Source organism: Actinomadura craniellae (genome assembly GCF_003289645.1).
GTDB lineage: Bacteria > Actinomycetota > Actinomycetes > Streptosporangiales > Streptosporangiaceae > Actinomadura_D > Actinomadura_D craniellae.
In genome coordinates, this window is record NZ_QLYX01000001.1 from 195,052 (window position 1) to 215,648 (window position 20,597).

A 20,597-nucleotide genomic window follows, 5' to 3' on the forward strand; every position below is an offset into this window, starting at 1 on the left:
GGGCCGGTCAGGCGTTCTGCAGCCCGCGCAGCACGGTGAGCCAGTGCGTCACGCGCTGGTCCTCCGCGAGCATGATGTAGTCGATCTCCATCAGCCCGGCCGCCCGCCACTTCTCCACGAGTTCCATGACCCGTACGGAGTCCATGCCCTGGTCGCGCAGATCGGCCTCGTGGTCGAGATCGCCGGGCTCCAGGTACAGCAGGTCGGCGATGTCGGCGAGAGCCTGGTCGTCGGTGATCTTCATTCCCCTTCTCCTTCAGTGAGCAGTTCGACGAGTCGGGGCACCCACCGTTGCGTGTGCTCGTCCTCAGTGATGACCTCCAGGTGGTCGGCGGGGACCGGCACCATCCGCAGCTTCGGCAGGAACGGCGACCACATCCCGGCGAGCTGCTCCGGATAGTCCTCGTGCTCACCGTCCTCCGTGGCCGCGACCAGCAGCGCCGGCACGTCGAGCACACCGGTCGTCGGTGTCGGTAGCAGCGCATCGGTGCGGGCGGCGGAGATGGCGATCGCGCGTCGCTGGGCGACGTTGAGCCCGCCGAAGAGGCGCTCGCCGAACTCCAGGCGTTCGTTCTCCTCCAGCTGGTCGGCGACGCGGTCCTGGAGGGTGACGTCGGCCAGCAGTTCCGCCATCTTCACCCCGACGACGTCGATCTCCTCCTGGAGCGGGCCCTCGGCGCTCGGGACGGCGTCGACGATCCCGAGACCGCGCACCCGATGACCGCGCGCGATCAGCTCCCGGGCGACACCGAAGGCCAGGTGCCCGCCCCAGGAGTAGCCGAGCAGGTCGTACGGCCCGGCGGGCCGCGTCTCGACGATCACGTCGGCGTAGGCGCGGCAGAGGTCCGCGAGGTCCGCGAAGTCCACCTGCAGGGTGGAGTGCGCCGGGTCCTGGAGGCCGTACACGTCCCAGTCGGCCGGCAGCAGGCCGAGCAGCCGCCGGTACATCGTGGCCAGGCCGGTGTAGTCGTGGAAGCAGAACAGCGTCCGGCCGCCTGCTCCCTCGCGCAGCGGAAGCACCACCGCGTCGTGCAGGGTGGGACCGGACGACGCCGCCCGGTCGTCCACGCTCTGCGCGAGTTCCGCCACCGTCTGGTGGGCGAACACCTGCTTCACCAGCAGGTTGTGGTCGCCCGCGGCGTTCACCCGCGCCACCAGGCGCATCGCGAGCAGGGAGTTGCCGCCGATCTCGAAGAAGTTCGCCGACGCGGAGACCCGCGCGACGCCGAGGAGCTCGGCGACCGCGTCCGCGATCAGCGCCTCGGTGCCGGTGCGCGGCGCGACGTACTCCGCGCCGGCGGTCTCGATCTCCGGCAGGGCGCGGGCGTCGATCTTCCCGTTGACGGTCAGCGGGATGTCCGCGACCGCGACCAGGCCCGCCGGGACCATGTAGTCGGGCAGCAGCCCGCGCACCCGCGCGCGGACGGCGTCGAGGTCGACGCTCGCGGGATCGCCGCCGGCGGGTACCAGGTAGCCGTACAGCTGCACGGTCCCGGCCGCGTCCCTGCGGGCGATCACGGCCGCGCGGGCCACCTGCGGGTCGGCCGCCAGCGCGTCCGCGACCTCGCCGGGCTCGATCCGGTAGCCGCGGATCTTCACCTGGTCGTCGGCCCGGCCCAGGAAGTCGATGTTCCCGTCCGGGGTCCAGCGCGCGAGGTCGCCGGTGCGGTACATCCGCTGCCCGGGCTCCCAGGGGCAGGCGGTGAACCGCTCGGCGGTCAGTGCCCCCTGCTCCCAGTAGCCGCGGGCGATGCCGGCGCCCGCCAGGTACAGCTCTCCGGCGACGCCCCGCAACGTGGGCTGCAGGTTCTCATCCAGGATGTAGGCACGGGTGTTGAAGATCGGCCTGCCCACGCTGGACGTGGGGCTGTCGGCCAGGTCGGCGCCGAGCGCGTTGATCGTGTACTCGGTCGGCCCGTACAGGTTGTAGGACTCGACGCCCGGCGCGTCGCGCAGTTGCTGCCACAACCGCTCCGGCACCGCCTCCCCGCCCAGCGACACGAACACCACGCCGGGCGCGTCGGCGGACACCGACCGGCCCGCAGGCCGGTCCCGCTCCAGCAGGCCGTCGTCGACGAGCAGCTGACCGTAGGACGGGGTCACGTCGAAACCGTCGATCCGGGCCTCGTCGTAGTAGGCCAGCAGCCGGGCCGGCTCGCGGCGCAACTCCTCGTCGATCACGTGCACCTCGTGCCCGTTGAGCAGCCAGAACAGCTGCTCCCAGGAGGCGTCGAAGGAGAACGACGTGGTGTGCGCGATCTTCATCCGCCGGCCGCCCTGGTGCGCGACGACCCGGTCGAAGATCTCCTCCACGTGGTTGGCGTACATGTTCGTCAGCCCCCGGTATCCGACCGCGACACCCTTCGGGCGTCCGGTCGAGCCGGAGGTGAACAGGACGTAGGCGAGGTTGTCCAGCGACACCGCGCCGCCGCGCTCGGCCACCGTGATCGGGCCGGTGCCATGCCCGGCGATCCCCTCCCGGACACCGGGATCATCCAGATTGACGATCCGACCGGCCCGGTTGCCGGGCTGGTGGGTGTTCCGGTCGTCGGGCTGGTTGTCGGGTTGGCGGGTGCCCTGGTCACCGAGGCGGTGGGCGTCGCGGTCGGTGACCAGGGTGACCGTCGGCCGGGCGACCGCCAGCATGTAGCCGATGCGGTCGTCGGGGTGCTCGGCGTCGATGGGCACGTACGCCGCGCCGACGGCGAACACGGCGAACATCGCGATCACCATCCGCTCGTCCCGCGGCAGCAGCAGGGCGACCCGGTGCTCGGGCCGCACCCCCTGGTCCAGCAGCATCCGGGCGTACCGGTGCACCTCGGCGGAGAACTCGCCGAAGGTGTAGCGGCGGTCACCGGCGACCAGCGCGGTCTCCTCCGGTGACAGCGCGACCTGCTGAGCCAGCAGGTCGCCGACCGTCACCTCGTCGACGGGACGCGCCACGGCGTCGCCGCCCCCCGCACCCGGCTCGTGGGGCAGCAGCGCGGGAACGCCGCCGACGGGTTCGGCGAGATGCTCGGTGAGGTACCGCAACACCAGCAGGTAGCGTTCCAGGACCGCGTCGGCCGCGTCCTTCTCGTAGGCGTCGCGGCGGAACGAGAGCCGCACGTGCACGGCCGGGACGCCCTCGGCCTCCCACGGGTTGACCGCGAACGTCAGCGGGTAGTGGGTCGCGTCGTTCAGCCCGCCGCCGGTCACCTTCGTGTCCGCGCCCTCGTCGCCGCCCACCTCGTAGGGGAAGTTCTGGACGACGAACAGGGTGTCGAACAGGGTGCCCAGGCCGGCGTCGTCCTGGATCCGGCTGAGCGAGGCGTAGGCGTGGTCGATCACGGTCGCCTGGTCGATCTGCATCCGGGACAGCAGGTCGCCGACCTTCTCGAACGGGTCGAGCCTGACCCGCAGCGGCAGCGTGTTGAACAGCAGGCCGACGATCTGCTCGGCGCCGGCGAGCTCGGGCGGGCGTCCCGAGACGGTGTTGCCGAACACCACGTCGCCGCTGCCGGTGAGCCGGCCCAGCGTGATGGCCCAGGCCGCCTGGAGCAGGGTGCCGACCGTGCTGCCGGCGGTCCGGGCGGCGGCGAAGACGCGCGCCGCGTCGGCCGGGTCGAGATCGCGGTGCAGGTCGCCGGTCTCGACCCGGCCGTCGAGGTCGCCCCCGGCCGGCCGGACGATCGACGGGCCGGCCAGGTCGGCGAGGTAGTCCCGCCAGGCCGTGTGGGTGGCCTCGGTGTCACGGCCGGCCAGCCAGTCCAGGTAGTTCCGGAACGGCACGGCCGGGACGCGGTCGGCCTGGTCCGGGTCGTGGTAGGCCGCGATCACCTCGGCCATGACCAGGTTCAGCGACCACCCGTCCATCAGGATGTGCTCGAAGGTCATCGCGAGCGTCCACGACGACGGGGCGACCTCCAGCAGAACGAACCGCAGCAGCGGCGGCCGCTCGTGGTCGAACGGCACCTCCCGCTCCGCGGCCAGGAAGGCCGCCGGGTCGCCCGCCTCCGCCTGCCACTCGGCCTGCGTGACGACCCGGTAGGGCAGCGGCGTGCCGGCCGGGACGACCTGCACCTCGCCCGCTCCCAGCGCCACGAAACCGGCGCGCAGGTTGGGGTGGCGCCGCAGCACCGCGGCGACCGCCGCACCCATCCGGGCCGGGTCGACGGCGCCGGACAGATCCCGGGTGACCTGCGAGACGTACGCGTTGTGGTCGTCGGTCTCCCGGGAGCGGAACATGTGGTACAGCAGGCCGCTCTGCAACGGCGAGAGCGGCATCAACTCGGCGTCGGCGCCGTAACGCGCGCGTACCTGGTCGGCCTCGGCCGTCGTCAGCGGCAGCCGGTCGGCCCGGCGCAGCGTGGGCCGGCCGGGCTCGGCGTCGCCGGCGACCACCCCCCGGGCCGCGAGGTCGCCGAGGACCGTCTCGGCGAACCGCCGCGCGTCGATACCGGTCCCGGACGCCACCTCGGCGTGCACCGACACCCGGCCGCCCGTCCCGACGAGCACCGTCACGGACACGGCGCTCGCCAGGGTGGACCCAATGCCTGTCGGGGCGGACGCGGGCGGGCCGTCCGGGGCGGAGCCTTCGGCGTCCGTGCGGAACAGGCCGATGCGCACACCAGGCTCGGGGACGTCGTCGAGGAACCGGCTCAGGGCAGGGTCGCGCAGCAGGGCCGCGTACTCCTCGGCGCGCCGCGGCTCCCACGACAGCGCCTCCGCCAGATCCGGCGCCACCCCCGCACCGGCCACGATGCGGTCGCAGAGGTCGCCTGTGACGGCTGCCGGGAAGCGCCGCAGCGCACCGGCCGGACCCGGCTCCTCGAACTCGATCACCAGATCGTCGGTGACCCCCAGCGCCCGCACCACCGCCTCCACCAGATGGGTGCGGACGGCGGCCCGATCCCCGGACCGCACCGGCGCCAGGCCCGCTGCGGTCCCGGCCGTACGGGACGTGCCCTCGCCGGAAGGCTCCCAGGGCTCGGCGTCGGCGAGGGCGTCGACGTGGTCGTCCCAGAACCGATCCTGCAGCGCCTCGCGCAGGGCGGCGGCGTCCAGAGCGGCTACACCGGCCTGCTCCGCCGGTATGACCGAGAGCACGGCGCCGGCCTGGTAGGACTCGACCAGTCGGGCGGCCAGCGGGGCCAGCGCGTCCAGCACCTCGGGGTTGCGGCTCGTGGTGGTGAGCCGGCCGCGTCCCTCGTCGTCGATGCTGAGGGCCAGCGTCCCGGAACCGGGCGAGGCGAGTGACAGGTGCTCGGCGGCGGCCCGCCACAACGGCGCGTCGGCGATGTCGAACCGCGGGATCGCAAGGCGATAGGCCGCCCCGAGATCCCCGGCCGCGAGGTCCCCGGCGGGGGTGGCGTCCGCGCCGTCCCGGGCCAGCCGGACCAGCTCCGCGAGCTGGACCACCGGCAGGGCCGGGTGGCGGCCGCCGAGCACCAGGAACAGCCGCGCGGTCGCCAGCAGGCGCCGCGTGGTCCGGGCCGACATCAGCTCCCGGGCGGCGTCCAGGTGCAGGCGGTACCCGCCGCCCGCCTCCCGGCCGAGGGCGAAGACCAGGTCGAACAACGCGGGCGGGGCGTTGTCGTCGTCGAGTTCGGTGTAGGTGGGCTCGTCGGGCGCGTACTGCGTGAGATGCCTTCCCGCGACGGCGTTCCACTCGTCGGTGGGGTCGAAGAAGGCGGCCATCACCTGGAAGAGCGGGCTCACCCCCGGCAGGCGCGGCGGGTTGACCGCCTCCACGACACTCTCGAACGGCACCAGCTTGTGCTCACCTGCCTCGATCGCCCGATCACGGACGGAACGCAGGGTCTGCTCGAAACCACGGTCCGCCGCGATGTCGGCACGGACGACGGCCGTGTTCACGAAGTACCCGACCAGGTCGTCCAGGACCGGGTCGTCGCGCAGGTCCACCGGGGTGCCCACCGGGACCGACGTCCCCGCCCCCTCCGACCACAACGCGAGCGCCAGCGCCCCGACGAGCGCGTGCAACGGGGTGGCCGAACGCTCGGCCAGCACGTCGAGCAGGTCACCGATCTCCTCGGCGGCGAGCTCGACCGACATCGAGCGGATCGTCCTGGTTCCGCTGTCGGCGCGTGCGTGATCGAGGGGCAGCTTTGTCTCGGCCGGCAGGCCGTCGAGTGTCTCCCGCCAGTGGTTCAGCTCGGCGGAGAACAGGGAGTCCGGGTCGTCGCGCTCGCCGAGAACCTGCCGCTGCCACACCGCGAAGTCCGCGTACTGCCCGGCCAGCGGAGCGAGTTCGGCCCGGGCGCCGCCGGTCTCCTCGGTGTAGAACGCATCGAGGTCCCGCAGCAGCGGAGCGCTGGACTGCTCGTCGGTGACGATGTGGTGGCCGTACACCGCGAGGATGTCGGCCTCCTCCGTCCGCAACAGCGTGAACCGCATCCCGGACTCTGCGGTGATGTCGATGGGCTCGTTCAGCAGCGCCGCCATCCGGTCCCGTACCGCTTCCGCCGGGACCTGTTCCACGTTCAGCAGGCCGGTGCCCGGCGCCGGGTGCACGACCTGGGCCAGCGCGCCGGAGCCGTCGAACGTGAACGTCGTGCGCAGCACCTCGTGGCGTTCGACCAGACGGCCGAGCGCCCGCTCCAGCGCGGCGACATCGGCCCGGCCGGTGAACCGGAACGCGTCACCGGTCCGGTAGATGCTCTCCCCGGCGACCTGCTCGGTGACCCACAACGCCTGCTGCCCGTAGGAGGCGGGCACCACCTCGGGCCGGGTGACCTCGGTGAAACGCTGGATGGCGGCGGCCGCGCTCCGCGCTGCTTCCGGCAGTGCGGCGAGTTTGGCGATGGTGGGGTGGTCGAACAGGTTGCGGAGGGTGAAAGACGTGTTGAGGCGGGTGTTGGCGCGGGTGATGGCGCGGGCGGCCAGGAGTGAGTGTCCGCCGAGGCGGAAGAAGTCGTCGTCCACGGAGACCGAGGGCATGTGGAGGATTTCGCTGAACACCTCGGCCAGGACTCGCTCGGTCTGGGTTTGTGGTGCTCGCCCGGTTGTGGTTCCGAGGTCGGGGGTCGGCAGCGCACGCCGGTCCAGCTTGCCGTTCGCCGTCACCGGCAGGGTGTCGAGCCGGGTGAAGGTGGTGGGGACCATGTAGTCGGGTAGCCGGGCTTCGGCGTGGGCGCGCAGTGCTTCTACCGGCAGGGCTTCTGCCGGTATCGGGGTGATGATGTAGGCGGCGAGGTATTTCCCGCCGGCGGGGTGGTCGAGTGCGATGACGGCGGCGGTGGAGACGTCTTGGTGGGTTTCCAGGACGTTGCGGATTTCGTCGAGTTCGATGCGGTATCCGCGGATTTTGACTTGGTCGTCGGTGCGGCCGAGGAATTCCAGTTGTCCGTGGTTGTTCCAGGTGGCCAGGTCTCCGGTGCGGTAGAGGCGTTGTCCGTAGTCGTCGGCGATGAAGCGTTCGGCGGTCAGGCCGGGGCGGCCTATGTACCCGTCGGCCAGTTGTACCCCGCCCAGGTACAGCTCGCCCACCACGCCGGGTGCGGTCGGTCGCAGCCAGGCGTCCAGCACGACCGCCCGCACGTTCGCGACCGGGCCGCCGATCGGCACGACCGGGACGTGCGCGAGGTCCACATCGGCGAGACTGATGCCGGTGGCGTCCACGGCCACTTCGGTGGGCCCGTAGGTGTTCCACACGTTCACACCAGGAACACCCTGCAGCCGCCGGCCCAACGCGGCGGGCAGCGCCTCTCCACCGACCGACAGGTGCCGCAACGGCGACGCGGCGAGGTCGAATCCGGTGTCCAGCATGGCTTGGAGCACGGTCGGGACCAGCTCGACGAACCCGATCGGCTCGCTGCACAGGATCTGAGCCAGGTATTCGGGGTCTCGTTCACCGCCGGGCCGGATCAGCCGGACGGTGGCCCCGGTGGTGAGGGGCCAGAAGAATTCGGGGACGGCGACGTCGAACCCGACGGAGGTCTTCTGCAGGACCCGTTCGGTCTCCGTGATGGGGAAGGTGTCCTGCCGCCAGGCGATCAGGTTGACGATGGCCTGATGGGACACGGCCACGCCCTTGGGCCGGCCGGTCGTCCCGGAGGTGAAGATCACGTAGGCGACGTCGAGCGGCGACAACGGACGCGGCGGCACTGGTTCGCCCGGAAGACCTTCCAGTGGTTCCTCGATCACCAGGGCGGGGGCGGCGTCCTCCAGGATGGTCCGCACCCGGCCCGCCGGGTAGGAGGTGTCGATCGGCACGAACGCCGCGCCCACCCGCACCACCGCGGCCAGGGTCACGACCAGGTCCACCGAACGGGGCAACACGACCGCCACCCGGTCACCGATCCCGACACCCCGGTCGATCAGAGCTTGGGCGGTCGCGTTCACCCGCGCGTCGAACCGCGCGTACGTCAGCTCCGTCCCGTCGTCGCCGACCACCGCGACCCCGTTCGGGGTCGCGGCCACCTGCTGCCGGATCAACCCGTCCAGGGTGAGCGGCTGGACTTCGAGCGCCGCGCCAGCCACCGCGACGGCGTTGCCGGTGGGCAGCAGTGGCAGCTCCGCGACCCGCATGGTCGGGGTCGCGGCGATCGCCGCGAGAACTCGCTCGAGTGTCGCGATGAACCGGTCGATCGTGGCGGGGCCGAGGATGTCGGTGGCGTAGGTGAGGTGGCCGTCGAGCCCGGTCGCGGTCTCGACGAAGTCGAGTTCGAGGTCGGTCTTGGCCGCGGCGAGGGTGGAGTCGATGTTCTCCACGACCAGGCCGTCGAGCACGACGTCGTCGGACTGCGCGTCGGTGTGATGGTCCACCAGGACCTGGAAGAGGGGGTTGCGGCCCTGGGACCGCTCGACCCCCGCCACCCGCGTCACTTCCTCGAAGGGCGCGGCCTGGTGGGCGAATCCTTCGAGCACGGTCTGCCGGGTGCGCAGGAGGAGGTCGGTGATGGTGTCGGCGGGCTTCAGCCGGTGCCGGACCGGGAGTGTGTTGACGAAGTAGCCGACGACGTTTTCGAGTTCGTGCTCGGTGCGGCCCGCGACGGGTGATCCGATCACGAGGTCGTCGCCGCCGCCGAGCGCCGACACGGTCAGTGCCGTTGCCGCGTGGACGACCATGAACATGGTGACGCCCAGGTCGTCCGCGACGGTCCGCAGGCCCGCCACGGTGTCTGCGGGGATCGTGAAGTTGACGTCGAGGCCCTGGTGGGTGGGTTCGGCCGGCCGGGGCCGGTCCAGCGCGATCGTCGACTCCGATGGTGCGCTGTCCAGCACCTCGCGCCAGTAATCGAGCTGCTGGGCGAGTTCGGACTGCGGGTCGGCGGGGTCGCCGAGGACTTTGCGTTGCCAGACCGCGTAGTCGGCGTACTGTACGGGCAGCGGTTCCCACCCGGGCCGGGCGCCCGCGAGTCTGGCCCGGTAGGCGGTCGACAGGTCGTCCAGCAGCACGGGGGAGGACCATTCGTCCACGGCGTGGTGGTGGATGGCCAGCACGAACACCCACTCCGCGCCGGTGACGCGCAGCAACGCCGCACGGACCGGGAGATCCACACCCAGGTCGAATCCGCCCTGAACGACCTCGTCCAACCGGGTGTTGCTGAACGCGTCCACTTCCAGGTGAAGCCGGGCGGTCGCGTCCTCGGCGGGGACGATGACCTGCTGTAGCCGCCCGTCCTCTTCGACGATCAGCGTCCGCAGCGCCTCGTGGCGGGCCACCACGTCGCGCAGGGCGGTGTGCAGAGCGGTTTTGTCCGGTGTGCCGGTCAGCCGTAGTACGAGCGGGACGACATAGCGGGAACCGGGCCCGCCGAGCTGTTCGATCAACCACAGGGACTGCTGCCCGTAGGAGGCGGGCAGCACCTCGGGCCGGGCGATCCCGGTGAAACGCGAGGCCATGGCCGATGACGCTTCCGGCAGTGCGGCGAGCCGGGCGACGGTGGGGTGATCGAACAGGTTCCGGAGGGTGAAAGACGTGTTGAGGCGGGCGTTGGCGCGGATGACGGCGCGGGTGGCCAGCAGCGAGTGCCCACCGAGGCGGAAGAAGTCGTCATCCACGGAGACCGAGGGAACCTGGAGGATCTCCCCGAACACCTCGGCCAGGACCTGCTCGGTCCGGGTCTGCGGTGCCCGTCCCGCCGTGCCGCCCAGGTCGGGCGTCGGCAGGGCTCGCCGATCGAGTTTGCCGTTCGCCGTCACCGGCAGGGTGTCGAGCCGGGTGAAGGTGGTGGGGACCATGTAGTCCGGTAGCCGGGCCTCGGTGTGGGCGCGCAACTCCTCTACCGGTAGCGCATCTGCCGACACCGGGATGATCACGTAGGCGGCGAGGTATTTCCCGCCGGCGGGGTGGTCGAGTGCGATGACGGCGGCGGTGGAGACGTCTTGGTGGGTTTCCAGGACGTTGCGGATTTCGTCGAGTTCGATGCGGTATCCGCGGATTTTGACCTGGTCGTCGGTGCGGCCGAGGAATTCCAGCTGTCCCTGGTTGTTCCAGGTGACCAGGTCTCCGGTGCGGTAGAGGCGTTGCCCGGAGTCGTCGGCGATGAACCGTTCGGCGGTCAGGCCGGGGCGGCCCACGTACCCGTCGGCCAGTTGCACCCCGCCCAGGTACAGCTCACCCACCACACCCGGTGCGGTGGGTCGCAGCCAGGCATCGAGCACGACCGCCCGCACGTTCGCGACGGGACCGCCGATCGGCACCACGGGGACGTGGGTGAGGTCCACGTCGGCGAGACTGATGCCGGTGGCGTCCACGGCGGCTTCGGTGGGCCCGTAGGTGTTCCACACGTTCACACCGGAAACGCCCTGCAGACGCCGGCCCAGTGCGGCGGGCAGCGCTTCCCCGCCCACCGACAGGTGCCGCAACGGCGACGCGGCGAGGTCGAATCCGGTGTCGAGCATGGCTTGGAGCATGGTCGGGACCAGTTCGACGAACCCGATCGGCTCGCTGCTCAGGATCTGGGCCAGGTACTCCGGGTCTCGTTCACCGCCGGGCCGGATCAGCCGGACGGCGGCTCCGGTGGTGAGGGGCCAGAAGAATTCGGGGACGGCGACGTCGAACCCGACGGAGGTCTTCTGCAGGACTCGTTCGGTTTCGGTGATGGGGAAGGTGTCCTGCCGCCAGGCGATCAGGTTGACGATGGCCTGGTGCGGTACGGCCACGCCCTTGGGCCGGCCGGTCGTCCCGGACGTGAAGATCACATACGCGGCATCGAGCGGCGACAACGGACGCGGCAATACCGGTTCGCCCGGAAGACCTTCCAGCGGTTCCTCGATCACCAGGACCGGGGCGGCGTCCTCCAGGATGGTCCGCACCCGGCCCGCCGGGTAGGAGGTGTCGATCGGCACGAACGCCGCGCCCACCCGCACCACCGCGGCCAGGGTCACGACCAGGTCCACCGAACGGGGCAACACGACCGCCACCCGGTCACCGATCCCGACACCCCGGCCGAGCAGCGCTTGGGCGGTCGCGTTCACCCGCGCGTCGAACCGCGCGTACGTCAGATGGAGGCCGTTGTCGTCGATGACGGCGATGCCGTCCGGGGTCGCGGCCACCTGCCGCCGGATCAATCCGTCCAGGGTGAGCGGCCGCACCTCCAGGGGCGTGCCCGTCATCTCGACCGCATCGCCGGCCGGCAGCAGCGCCAGCTCCGCCACCCGTACGTCCGGGGTGGTCGCCATCGCCGCCAGCACCCGCTCGAACATCGCGGCGAACCGGTCGACCGTGGCCCGGTCCAGCACGTCGGGCCGGTAGGAGAACTCGAGGACGGCCGAGTCGGGGCCCGGCACGATCGTGAGCGCGAGGGGGTGCGTGGTGGCATCCCGCCCGTCGGCATGCCGCAGCGTGATCCCGGTGCCCTGCTGCACCTCGGCCAGTTGCTCCTCGTCGACGGGGTAGTTCTCGTGGACGACGAGCGTGTCGAACAGCGGGTTGAACCCGGTGGCCCGCTGGACTTCCGCGAGCGGCACGTGGTGGTGGTCCAGAAGGGCGGTGTTCTGCTCCTGGACCTGGGCGATCAGCTCCCCGAGGGTGGGATTGCCGGTCACGGTGACGGGGGTCGGGACGGTGTTGATGAACAACCCCACCGCGTCCTCGATACCGTCGACCTCCGCGGGGCGGCCGGAGACCGCGGTGCCGAACACGACCGTCTCCCGGCCGGTGATGCTGTTGAGGAAGACCCCCCAGGCCGCCTGGATCAGGCTGCTGAACGTGGCGCCGGCCGAGCGGGCGGCCCGCTGCAACGCCGAGTGGGTCTCCGGGCCGACGACCACCTCGAACTCGTCCGGGAACACCGGGGACGTGATCGAGGCGCCGGGGGCGACGAGCGTCGGCTCGTCCACCGCCGCGAGCGCCCGGGCCCACCGCGCCAGCGAGGCGCGCTCGTCCCGAGCCGCCAGCCACGACAGGAACGCCGGGTAGACGCGGTCCGGCTCGGGCCGCGAGGAGGGGTTCCGGTACGCGTCCAGCAACGCCTCGACCAGCCTCGGGCTCGACCACCCGTCGGCCAGGACGTGATGCATCGTCCAGACCAGGGTGTGCCGGCCGGGCGCGGCGGTCAGCAGCACCGCGCGGGTGAGCGGCGCCGACCGCAGGTCGAACGGCTCTGCCCGGTCACGGCCGAGCACCTCGTCGAGCGGGATTCCGGGGCCGGTCGCGGTGAACGGCGTCACCGCGGCCGCGGGGATGACGGCGACGAGTTCCCCGGCGCCGGTGGCGGCGATCGCCGCCCTCAACTGCGGGAACCGTTCGAGTACCCGGTCCAGGGCGACCCGCAGCCGGTCGGGGTCGACCTCGCCGTCGAGGTGCAGGACGGTCTGGGTGATGTAGACGTCCACCGCCCCGTCCTCCGCGCCGAGGAGGGTTTCGAACGTGATGCCCCGCTGCAGGGCCGTGAGCGGCTGCACGTCGGTCAGCTCCCCGTACCGCGCCTCCCACGCGTCGACGTCCGCCTGGGTCAGGCCGGGGGAGGTCAGGTCCGACGGCGAGCGCCGCCGGTGCGCCGCCGTGCCCGCGTAGCGGCCCAGGGCGGCCAGCGCGGCCGTCCAGAACCCGACGAGTTCGCGGACGTCCTGCTCGCCGATGACACCGGCGGCATAGGAGACCGTGCCGTCCAGGACGAGGCCGCCCGCGCCGGGGACGGCGGCGATGTTGATGTCGATCACCGCCGGCAACGGCAGCTCGCCGGGGGAGTACCCGTCGAGGCCGCCGGTCTCCGGCGCCCCGCTCCAGGCGGCGGCCCGCTCCGATCCGTCGCCGCGGAACTGCCCCAGGTAGTTGAAGCCGAACTGCGGGACGCCGCCCGAGGCGAGAGCCGGAGCGGTGGCGGGGTTGAGGTGGCGCAGCAGGCCGTAACCGGTACCGCGGTCGGGAACCCGGCGGAGCTGCTCCTTGACCCGCAGCACCGCGTCCGCGGCGAGCCGCGGGTCGGCCAGGGCCCGCGTCGGATCGATGTCGTCGCTGGACAGCGCGACGGGGAACCAGCTGGTGAACCACCCGACCGTACGGGAGAGGTCCGCGCCGGGGACGAGGGACTCCTGGCGGCCGTGCCCCTCCAGCCCCACGACGGCGCGCCGGTGGTCGGTTCCGCGACGGGCACGCCAGGCGCCGATCGCGATCGTGAGCGCCCCGAGGAGGACGTCGTCGACCTCTGCCGACAGCAGGCGCGGCACCTCGGTCAGGACGGCCTGGGTGGCCTCCGCCGGCACCGACACCTCGACCGTTCCGGCGGTCCCCTCGGTGTCCCGTGCCGGGTCGAGCGGGCGCGAGCCGATCAGTGGATCGTCACCGGCGACCACGCCGGACCAGTGGGCGAGCTGGCCGGTGACGTCGGCGTCGGCCGAGCGACCGGCGAGGGCGTGCGTCCACGTGGGCACGCTCGTCCCGGCCGGCGGCAGGGGCTCGGTGGTCCGGCCGGTCTCCAGCTCCCACGCGTGCTTCAGGTCGTCGCCCAGGATGCGCCAGGACACGCCGTCCACCACCAGGTGGTGGATCACCCACAGCAGCCTGCCGCCGGACCCGGCGTCGCCGGTGAACCAGCGGGCACGCCACAGCACCCCGCCCGTCAGGTCCAGCGACTCGGAAAGCTCCGCCGTGGCGGATCGGACCCGCTGCGGCCACGCGGGTGCCGACCACGCGGCGGAGGACTGGCCGGCGACCGCTTCGGCGGAGGTGTGACCGGCGACCGATTCCGCGGAGGTCTGACGGGAGACTGCTTCGGCGGAGAACGGCCGGGTCTCGAAGCGCCACTCGTGCCCGTCGCCGCGCACGAGCCGCCCGCGCAGCGCGGGATGATGCTCGATCACGCGCCCGAGGATCCGGTGCAGGGCCGGTTCGGTCAGGCCGGGCGGGGTGACGAAGGTGAACGACTGCGTGAACGCGCCGAACCCGGGGAGATCGGCCTCGGCGGCGGCGATCGGCCACAGGCCGGACCCGGACTGCTCGGCCAGGACGGCGAACTCCCGCACGGCCGCGGCGTCGTGCCGCTCGGCCGCCCGCGCCAGCGCACCGACCGTACGGGCGGTGAACATCTCCGCCGCCGTCACTGTCACCCCGGCCCGGCGAGCCCGCGACACCACCTGGATCGACAGGATGCTGTCACCGCCGAGGCGGAAGAAGTCGTCGTCCACCGACAGCGCAGAGCCCGCCGGCAACCGCAGGACCTCCCGGAACACCTCGGCCAGGACCCGCTCGGTCTGGGTCTGCGGTGCGCGTCCGGCCCCGCCGCCCAGGTCGGGGACGGGCAGCGCACGCCGGTCGAGTTTGCCGTTGGTGGTCACCGGCAGGGCGTCGAGCCGGGTGAAGGTGGTGGGCACCATGTAGTCGGGTAGCCGGGCTTCGGCGTGGGCGCGCAGCTCGTCCACCGGCAGGGATGTGATCACGTAGGCGGCGAGGTATTTCCCGCCGGCGGGGTGGTCGAGTGCGATGACCGCGGCGGCGGAGACGCCTTCGTGGTCCTCTAGGACGTTGCGGATTTCGTCGAGTTCGATGCGGTATCCGCGGATTTTGACCTGGTCGTCGGTGCGGCCGAGGAATTCCAGCTGTCCCTGGTTGTTCCAGGTGACCAGGTCTCCGGTGCGGTAGAGGCGTTGCCCGGAGTCGTCGGCGATGAACCGTTCGGCGGTCAGGCCGGGGCGGCCCACGTACCCGTCGGCCAGCTGAACCCCGCCCAGGTACAGCTCGCCCACCACACCCGGTGCGGTCGGCCGCAGCCAGGCGTCCAGCACGAGTGCGCGCACGTTCGCGACCGGGCCGCCGATCGGCACCACCGGGACGTGGGTGAGGTCCACATCGGCGAGACTGATGCCGGTGGCGTCCACGGCCGCTTCGGTGGGCCCGTAGGTGTTCCACACGTTCACACCAGGAACGTTTTGCAGGCGGCGGCCCAGTCCGGCAGGCAGCGCCTCCCCGCCCACCGACAAGTGCCTTACGGGTGACGTGGCGGGTTGGAATCCGGTGTCCAGCATGGCTTGGAGCATGGTCGGGACCAGCTCGACGAACCCGATCGGCTCGCTGCTCAGGATCTGAGCCAGGTATTCGGGGTCCCGTTCACCGTCAGGGCGGATCAGCCGGACGGCGGCTCCGATGGTGAGGGGCCAGAAGAATTCGGGGACGGCGACGTCGAACCCGACGGAGGTCTTCTGCAGGACTCGTTCGGTCTCCGTGATGGGGAAGGTGTCCTGCCGCCAGGCGATCAGGTTGACGATGGCCTGGTGCGGTACGGCCACGCCCTTGGGCCGGCCGGTCGTCCCGGATGTGAAGATCACATACGCGGCATCGAGCGGCGACAACGGACGCGCCAACACCGGAGACTCGGCCCAGCCGGCATCGAGCACCGCCGCCACCGCAGGGTCATCCAACCGGACCCGACCCACGGTGACGTCCGCCAACCCGGCGGCGCCGGCCGAGTCGGTCACCACCAGAGCCGGGGCGGCGTCCTCCAGGATGGTCCGCACCCGGCTCGCCGGATACGAGGTGTCGATCGGCACGAACGCCGCACCCACCCGTACCACCGCGGCCAACATCACCACGAGATCCACCGACCGGGGCAACACGACCGCTACCCGGTCACCGATCCCCACGCCCCGGTCCAGCAGGGTCCGGGCCGCCGCGTTCACCCGCGCGTCGAACCGCGCGTACGTCAGCTCCGTACCGTCGTCGCCGACCACCGCGACCCCGTTCGGGGTCGCGGCCACCTGCTGCCGGATCAACCCGTCCAGGGTGAGCGGCCGCACCTCCAGCGCCGCGCCGGCCACCGCGGTGACGTTGCCGGTGGGCAGCAGTGCCAGCTCTGCCACCGGCATGGTCGGGGTCGCGGCGATCGCCGCGAGGACCCGCTCGAACGCCGTGATGAACCGGTCGATCGTGGCGGGATCGAGGATGTCGGTGGCGTAGGTGAGGTGGCCGTCGAGCCCGGTTCCGGTTTCCACGAGGTCGAGTTCGAGGTCGGCCTTCGCCGCGGCGAGGGTGGCCGGGATGTTCTCGACGATGAGACCGTCGAGCACGACGTCGTCGGTCTGCGCGTCGGCGTGGTGGGTCAGCATGATCTGGAAGAGGGGGTTGCGGCCCTGGGACCGCTCGACCCCCGCCACCCGCGTCACTTCCTCGAAGGGCGCGGCCTGGTGGGCGAATCCTTCGAGCACGGTCTGCCGGGTGCGCAGGAGGAGGTCGGTGATGGTGTCGGCGGGCTTCAGCCGGTGCCGGACCGGCAGCGTGTTGACGAAGTAACCGACCACGCTTTCCAACTCGTGCTCGGTGCGGCCCGCGACGGGTGATCCGATCACGAGGTCGTCGCCGCCGCCGAGCGCCGACACGGTCAACGCCGTTGCCGCGTGGACGACCATGAACATGGTGACGCCCAGGTCGTCCGCGACGGTCCGCAGGCCCGCCACGGTGTCCGTGGGGATCGTGAAGTTGACGTCGACGCCCTGGTGGGTGGGTTCGGCCGGTCGGGGCCGGTCCAGCGCGATCGTCGACTCCGGCGGCGCGTCGTCCAGCACCTCGCGCCAGTGGTCGAGATGCCGAGCCAGCTCGGACTGCGGGTCGGCGGAATCGCCGAGCGTCTCACGCTGCCAGACCGCGTAGTCGGCGTACTGTACGGGCAGCGGTTCCCACGCGGGCCGGGCGCCCGCGAGTCTGGCCCGGTAGGCGGTCGACAGGTCGCCCAGGAGAACCGGGGACGACCACTCGTCCACCGCGTGGTGATGCATCGCCAGCACGAACACCCACTCCGCGCCGGTGACGCGCAGCAGCGCCGCACGGACCGGGAGATCCACACCCAGGTCGAATCCGCCCTGGACGACCTCGGCGACCCGTGCGTCGCTGAACGCCGCCACCTTCAGCGGAAGCCGGGAGGTCGCGTCGTCCGCGGAGACGATGACCTGCCGTAGCTGTCCGTCCTCTTCGATGATCAGCGTCCGCAGCGCCTCGTGGCGGGCCACCACGTCGCGCAGGGCGGCGTGCAGGGCGGCCTCGTTCAGCGTGCCGGTCAGCCGCAGTACGAGCGGGACGACGTAGCGGGAACCGGGCCCGCCGAGCTGCTCGATCACCCACAACGACTGCTGCCCGTACGAGACCGGGAGTTCCGCGGGCCGGGGGACCCCGGTGAAACGCGAGGCCATGGCCGATGACGCTTCCGGGAGTGCGGCGAGCCGGGCGACGGTGGGGTGGTCGAACAGGTTCCGGAGGGTGAAGGAGGCGTCGAGGCGGGCGTTGGCGCGGGTGACGGCGCGGGTGGCCAGCAACGAGTGCCCGCCGAGGCGGAAGAAGTCGTCGTCGACGGTCACCGAGGGCAGCTGGAGGATCTCCCCGAACACCTCGGCCAGGACCTGCTCGGTCCGGGTCTGCGGTGCCCGTCCCGCCGTGCCGCCCAGGTCGGGCGTCGGCAGGGCTCGCCGGTCGAGTTTGCCGTTCGCCGTCACCGGCAGGGCGTCGAGCCGGGTGAAGGTGGTGGGGACCATGTAGTCCGGTAGCCGGGCCCCGGTGTGCGAACGCAGCGCCTCCACTGGCACGGATGCGATCACGTAGGCGGCCAGGAACTTCCCGCCCGCCGGGTGGTCCAGGGCGATGACCGCGGCGGCCGAGACGCCTTCGTGGGTTTCCAGGACGTTGCGGATTTCGTCGAGTTCGATGCGGTATCCGCGGATTTTGACTTGGTCGTCGGTGCGGCCGAGGAATTCCAGTTGTCCGTGGTCGTTCCAGGTGACCAGGTCTCCGGTGCGGTAGAGGCGTTGTCCGTAGTCGTCGGCGATGAAGCGTTCGGCGGTCAGGCCGGGGCGGCCTATGTACCCGTCGGCCAGTTGCACCCCGCCCAGGTACAGCTCGCCCACCACGCCGGGTGCGGTCGGTCGCAGCCAGGCATCCAGCACGACCGCCCGCACGTTCGCGACCGGGCCGCCGATCGGCACGACCGGGACGTGCGCGAGGTCCACGTCGGCGAGGTCGATGCCGGTGGCGTCCACGGCCACTTCGGTGGGCCCGTAGGTGTTCCACACGTTCACACCAGGAACACTTTGCAGGCGGCGGCCCAGCCCGGCAGGCAGCGCCTCCCCACCGACCGACAAGTGCCGCAACGGCGACGCGGCGAGGTCGAATCCGGTGTCCAGCATGGCTTGGAGCACGGTCGGGACCAGCTCGACGAACCCGATCGACTCGTTGCGCAGGACCGCGGCCAGGTATTCGGGGTCACGTTCTCCGGCCGGGCGGATCAACCGGACCGCGGCCCCCACGGTCAGCGGCCAGAAGAACTCGGGGACGGCGACGTCGAACCCGACGGAGGTCTTCTGCAGCACCCGATCCGACATTGCGATCGGGAAGGTCTCCTGGCGCCAGGCGATCAGGTTGACGATGGCCTGATGGGACACGGCCACGCCCTTGGGCCGGCCGGTCGTCCCGGACGTGAAGATCACATACGCCACGTCACGCGGCGACAATGGCCGCGGCAATTCCGGTTCTCCTGTGCCGCCCTCCAACGGTTGCTCGATCACCAGGATGGGGGCGGCGTCCTCCAGGATGGTCTGGATCCGGCCGGACGGATACGAGGTGTCGATGGGCACGAACGCCGCGCCCACCCGCACCACCGCGGCCAGGGTCACGACCAGGTCCACCGAACGCGGCAGGATCACCGCCACGCGGTCACCGATCCCGACCCCGCGATCGAGCAACGCCCGGGCCGTCGCGTTCACCCGCGCGTCGAACTGCGCGTACGTCAACTCCGTCCCGTCGTCGCCGACCACCGCGACCCCGTCCGGGGCCGCGGCGACCTGCTGCCGGATCAACCCGTCCAGGGTGAGCGGCCGCACCTCCAGCACCTCGCCGGCGCCGCGATCGTCCAGCAGGGCCTGTTCGGCGGGGGTCATCGTGGCCGGCAACGCGACGATCGCGGTGCCGGCGTCACGGTCGAGGGTGGCCGCCACGAAGCTCGCGAAGCGCTCCGCGTGCTCCGCCAGCTCGGCCGGCCCGATCAGCGACTCGTGGCCGGCGAGGTCGAGCCGGGAACCGTGCACCGGGTCCGAGTAGACGACCAGTTCGAGACGTCCCACCGGGCCGGCGTTGACGGTCTCCTGCCGGCCGGTCAGGTCGCCGAACCGGGCCGTGTAGTCGAACGCCTTGATGTTGATGACCGGGAGGCACAGGTAGTCGAACTCGCCGCCCGGCCAGGTGCGGGCCACCTGTTCCTCGGTCAGGCTCCGGTCGCGGCTCGTCGTGCGCAGCTGCCGCGCCACGCCGTGCACGATCTCGTCCAGCGACGACGTCCCGGACAGCCGTGCCACGACCGGCAGTGAGTTCACCAGCATGCCGGGCGTGCGGAGGGCTGCGGCGCCGTCGCGCATCATGAACGGGACACGCACGATCAGCTCGCGGCGGTTCTCGCCGAGGGCGGTGTAGACGCCCCACAGAGCGGTCAGGTAGGCCGCCCAGCTCACCCGTGACCGCCGGGCGCGGTCCTGCATCCGTTCCCACGCGCCGGCCGGCAGCGGGGCGGTGACCTGCTGCTGCGAAAGCGCGAACAGCTCGTCGACGCGGGCGTTCGCCGCGTGACCGAATGGCTCGGCCTCCCCGAACAGTGACGTCCATTCCTCGGGAAGGCGGTGGTCCGCAGCCGGTTCGGCTTCGGTTCCGGCGACGTCCGGCAGGCTGCCGAACCAGCGCGGTACGGGCGCGGCGCCGCGCAGCCGGGCCGTGTAGATCTCGGCGACCCGGCGGGTGAACAGCGACAGACCGTACGCGTCCAGCACGAGGTGGTGCGTCGTGAACGCCCAGGCCCACGCGCCGCCGTCCCGCCGGAACAGGACGGACTCGGAGCGGGACGGCTCGGCGACGTCGATGACCGTACGGTAGGCGGCCCGGACCCGGCGCCGGATCGCATCGTCGCCGGCCGGCTCGCCGACGACCGTCGTCGGCAACGACGCGGCCTCCTCGACGCTCTGGTACGCCGTGCCGTCCACCTCGGTGAACCTGGTGCGCAGCGCCTCGGACTCCGCGAAGGCGTGCTCGACCGCGTCCGCGAAGACCGCGGCGTCGATCGGGCCGTCCAACCACACCAGCTGGCCGATCCGGAACGCCGTCGCCTCGGGGACCAGGCGCTGCGCCGCCCACACGCCGCGCTGGGCCCGGGTCAACGGGACAAGTCGGCCAGACATGAATCCTCCAA

General features: G+C 71.8%; 2 protein-coding genes. Both read right to left on the reverse strand.

Annotation, left to right across the window (positions count from 1 at the left end):
• Window positions 1-7: 7 nt before the first annotated feature.
• The gene (locus DPM19_RS00855; protein ID WP_111862804.1) at window positions 8-244 is read right to left on the reverse strand and encodes a phosphopantetheine-binding protein; all 237 of its coding nucleotides are present in this window, start codon (window positions 242-244) and stop codon (window positions 8-10) included.
• Window positions 241-20,586: a non-ribosomal peptide synthetase gene (locus DPM19_RS00860; protein WP_111862805.1), complete on the reverse strand. Its 20,346-nt coding sequence runs from the start codon at window positions 20,584-20,586 to the stop codon at window positions 241-243. The genes DPM19_RS00855 and DPM19_RS00860 overlap by 4 nt, the downstream gene beginning before the upstream one ends.
• Between the last annotated feature and the right edge of the window lie 11 nt (window positions 20,587-20,597).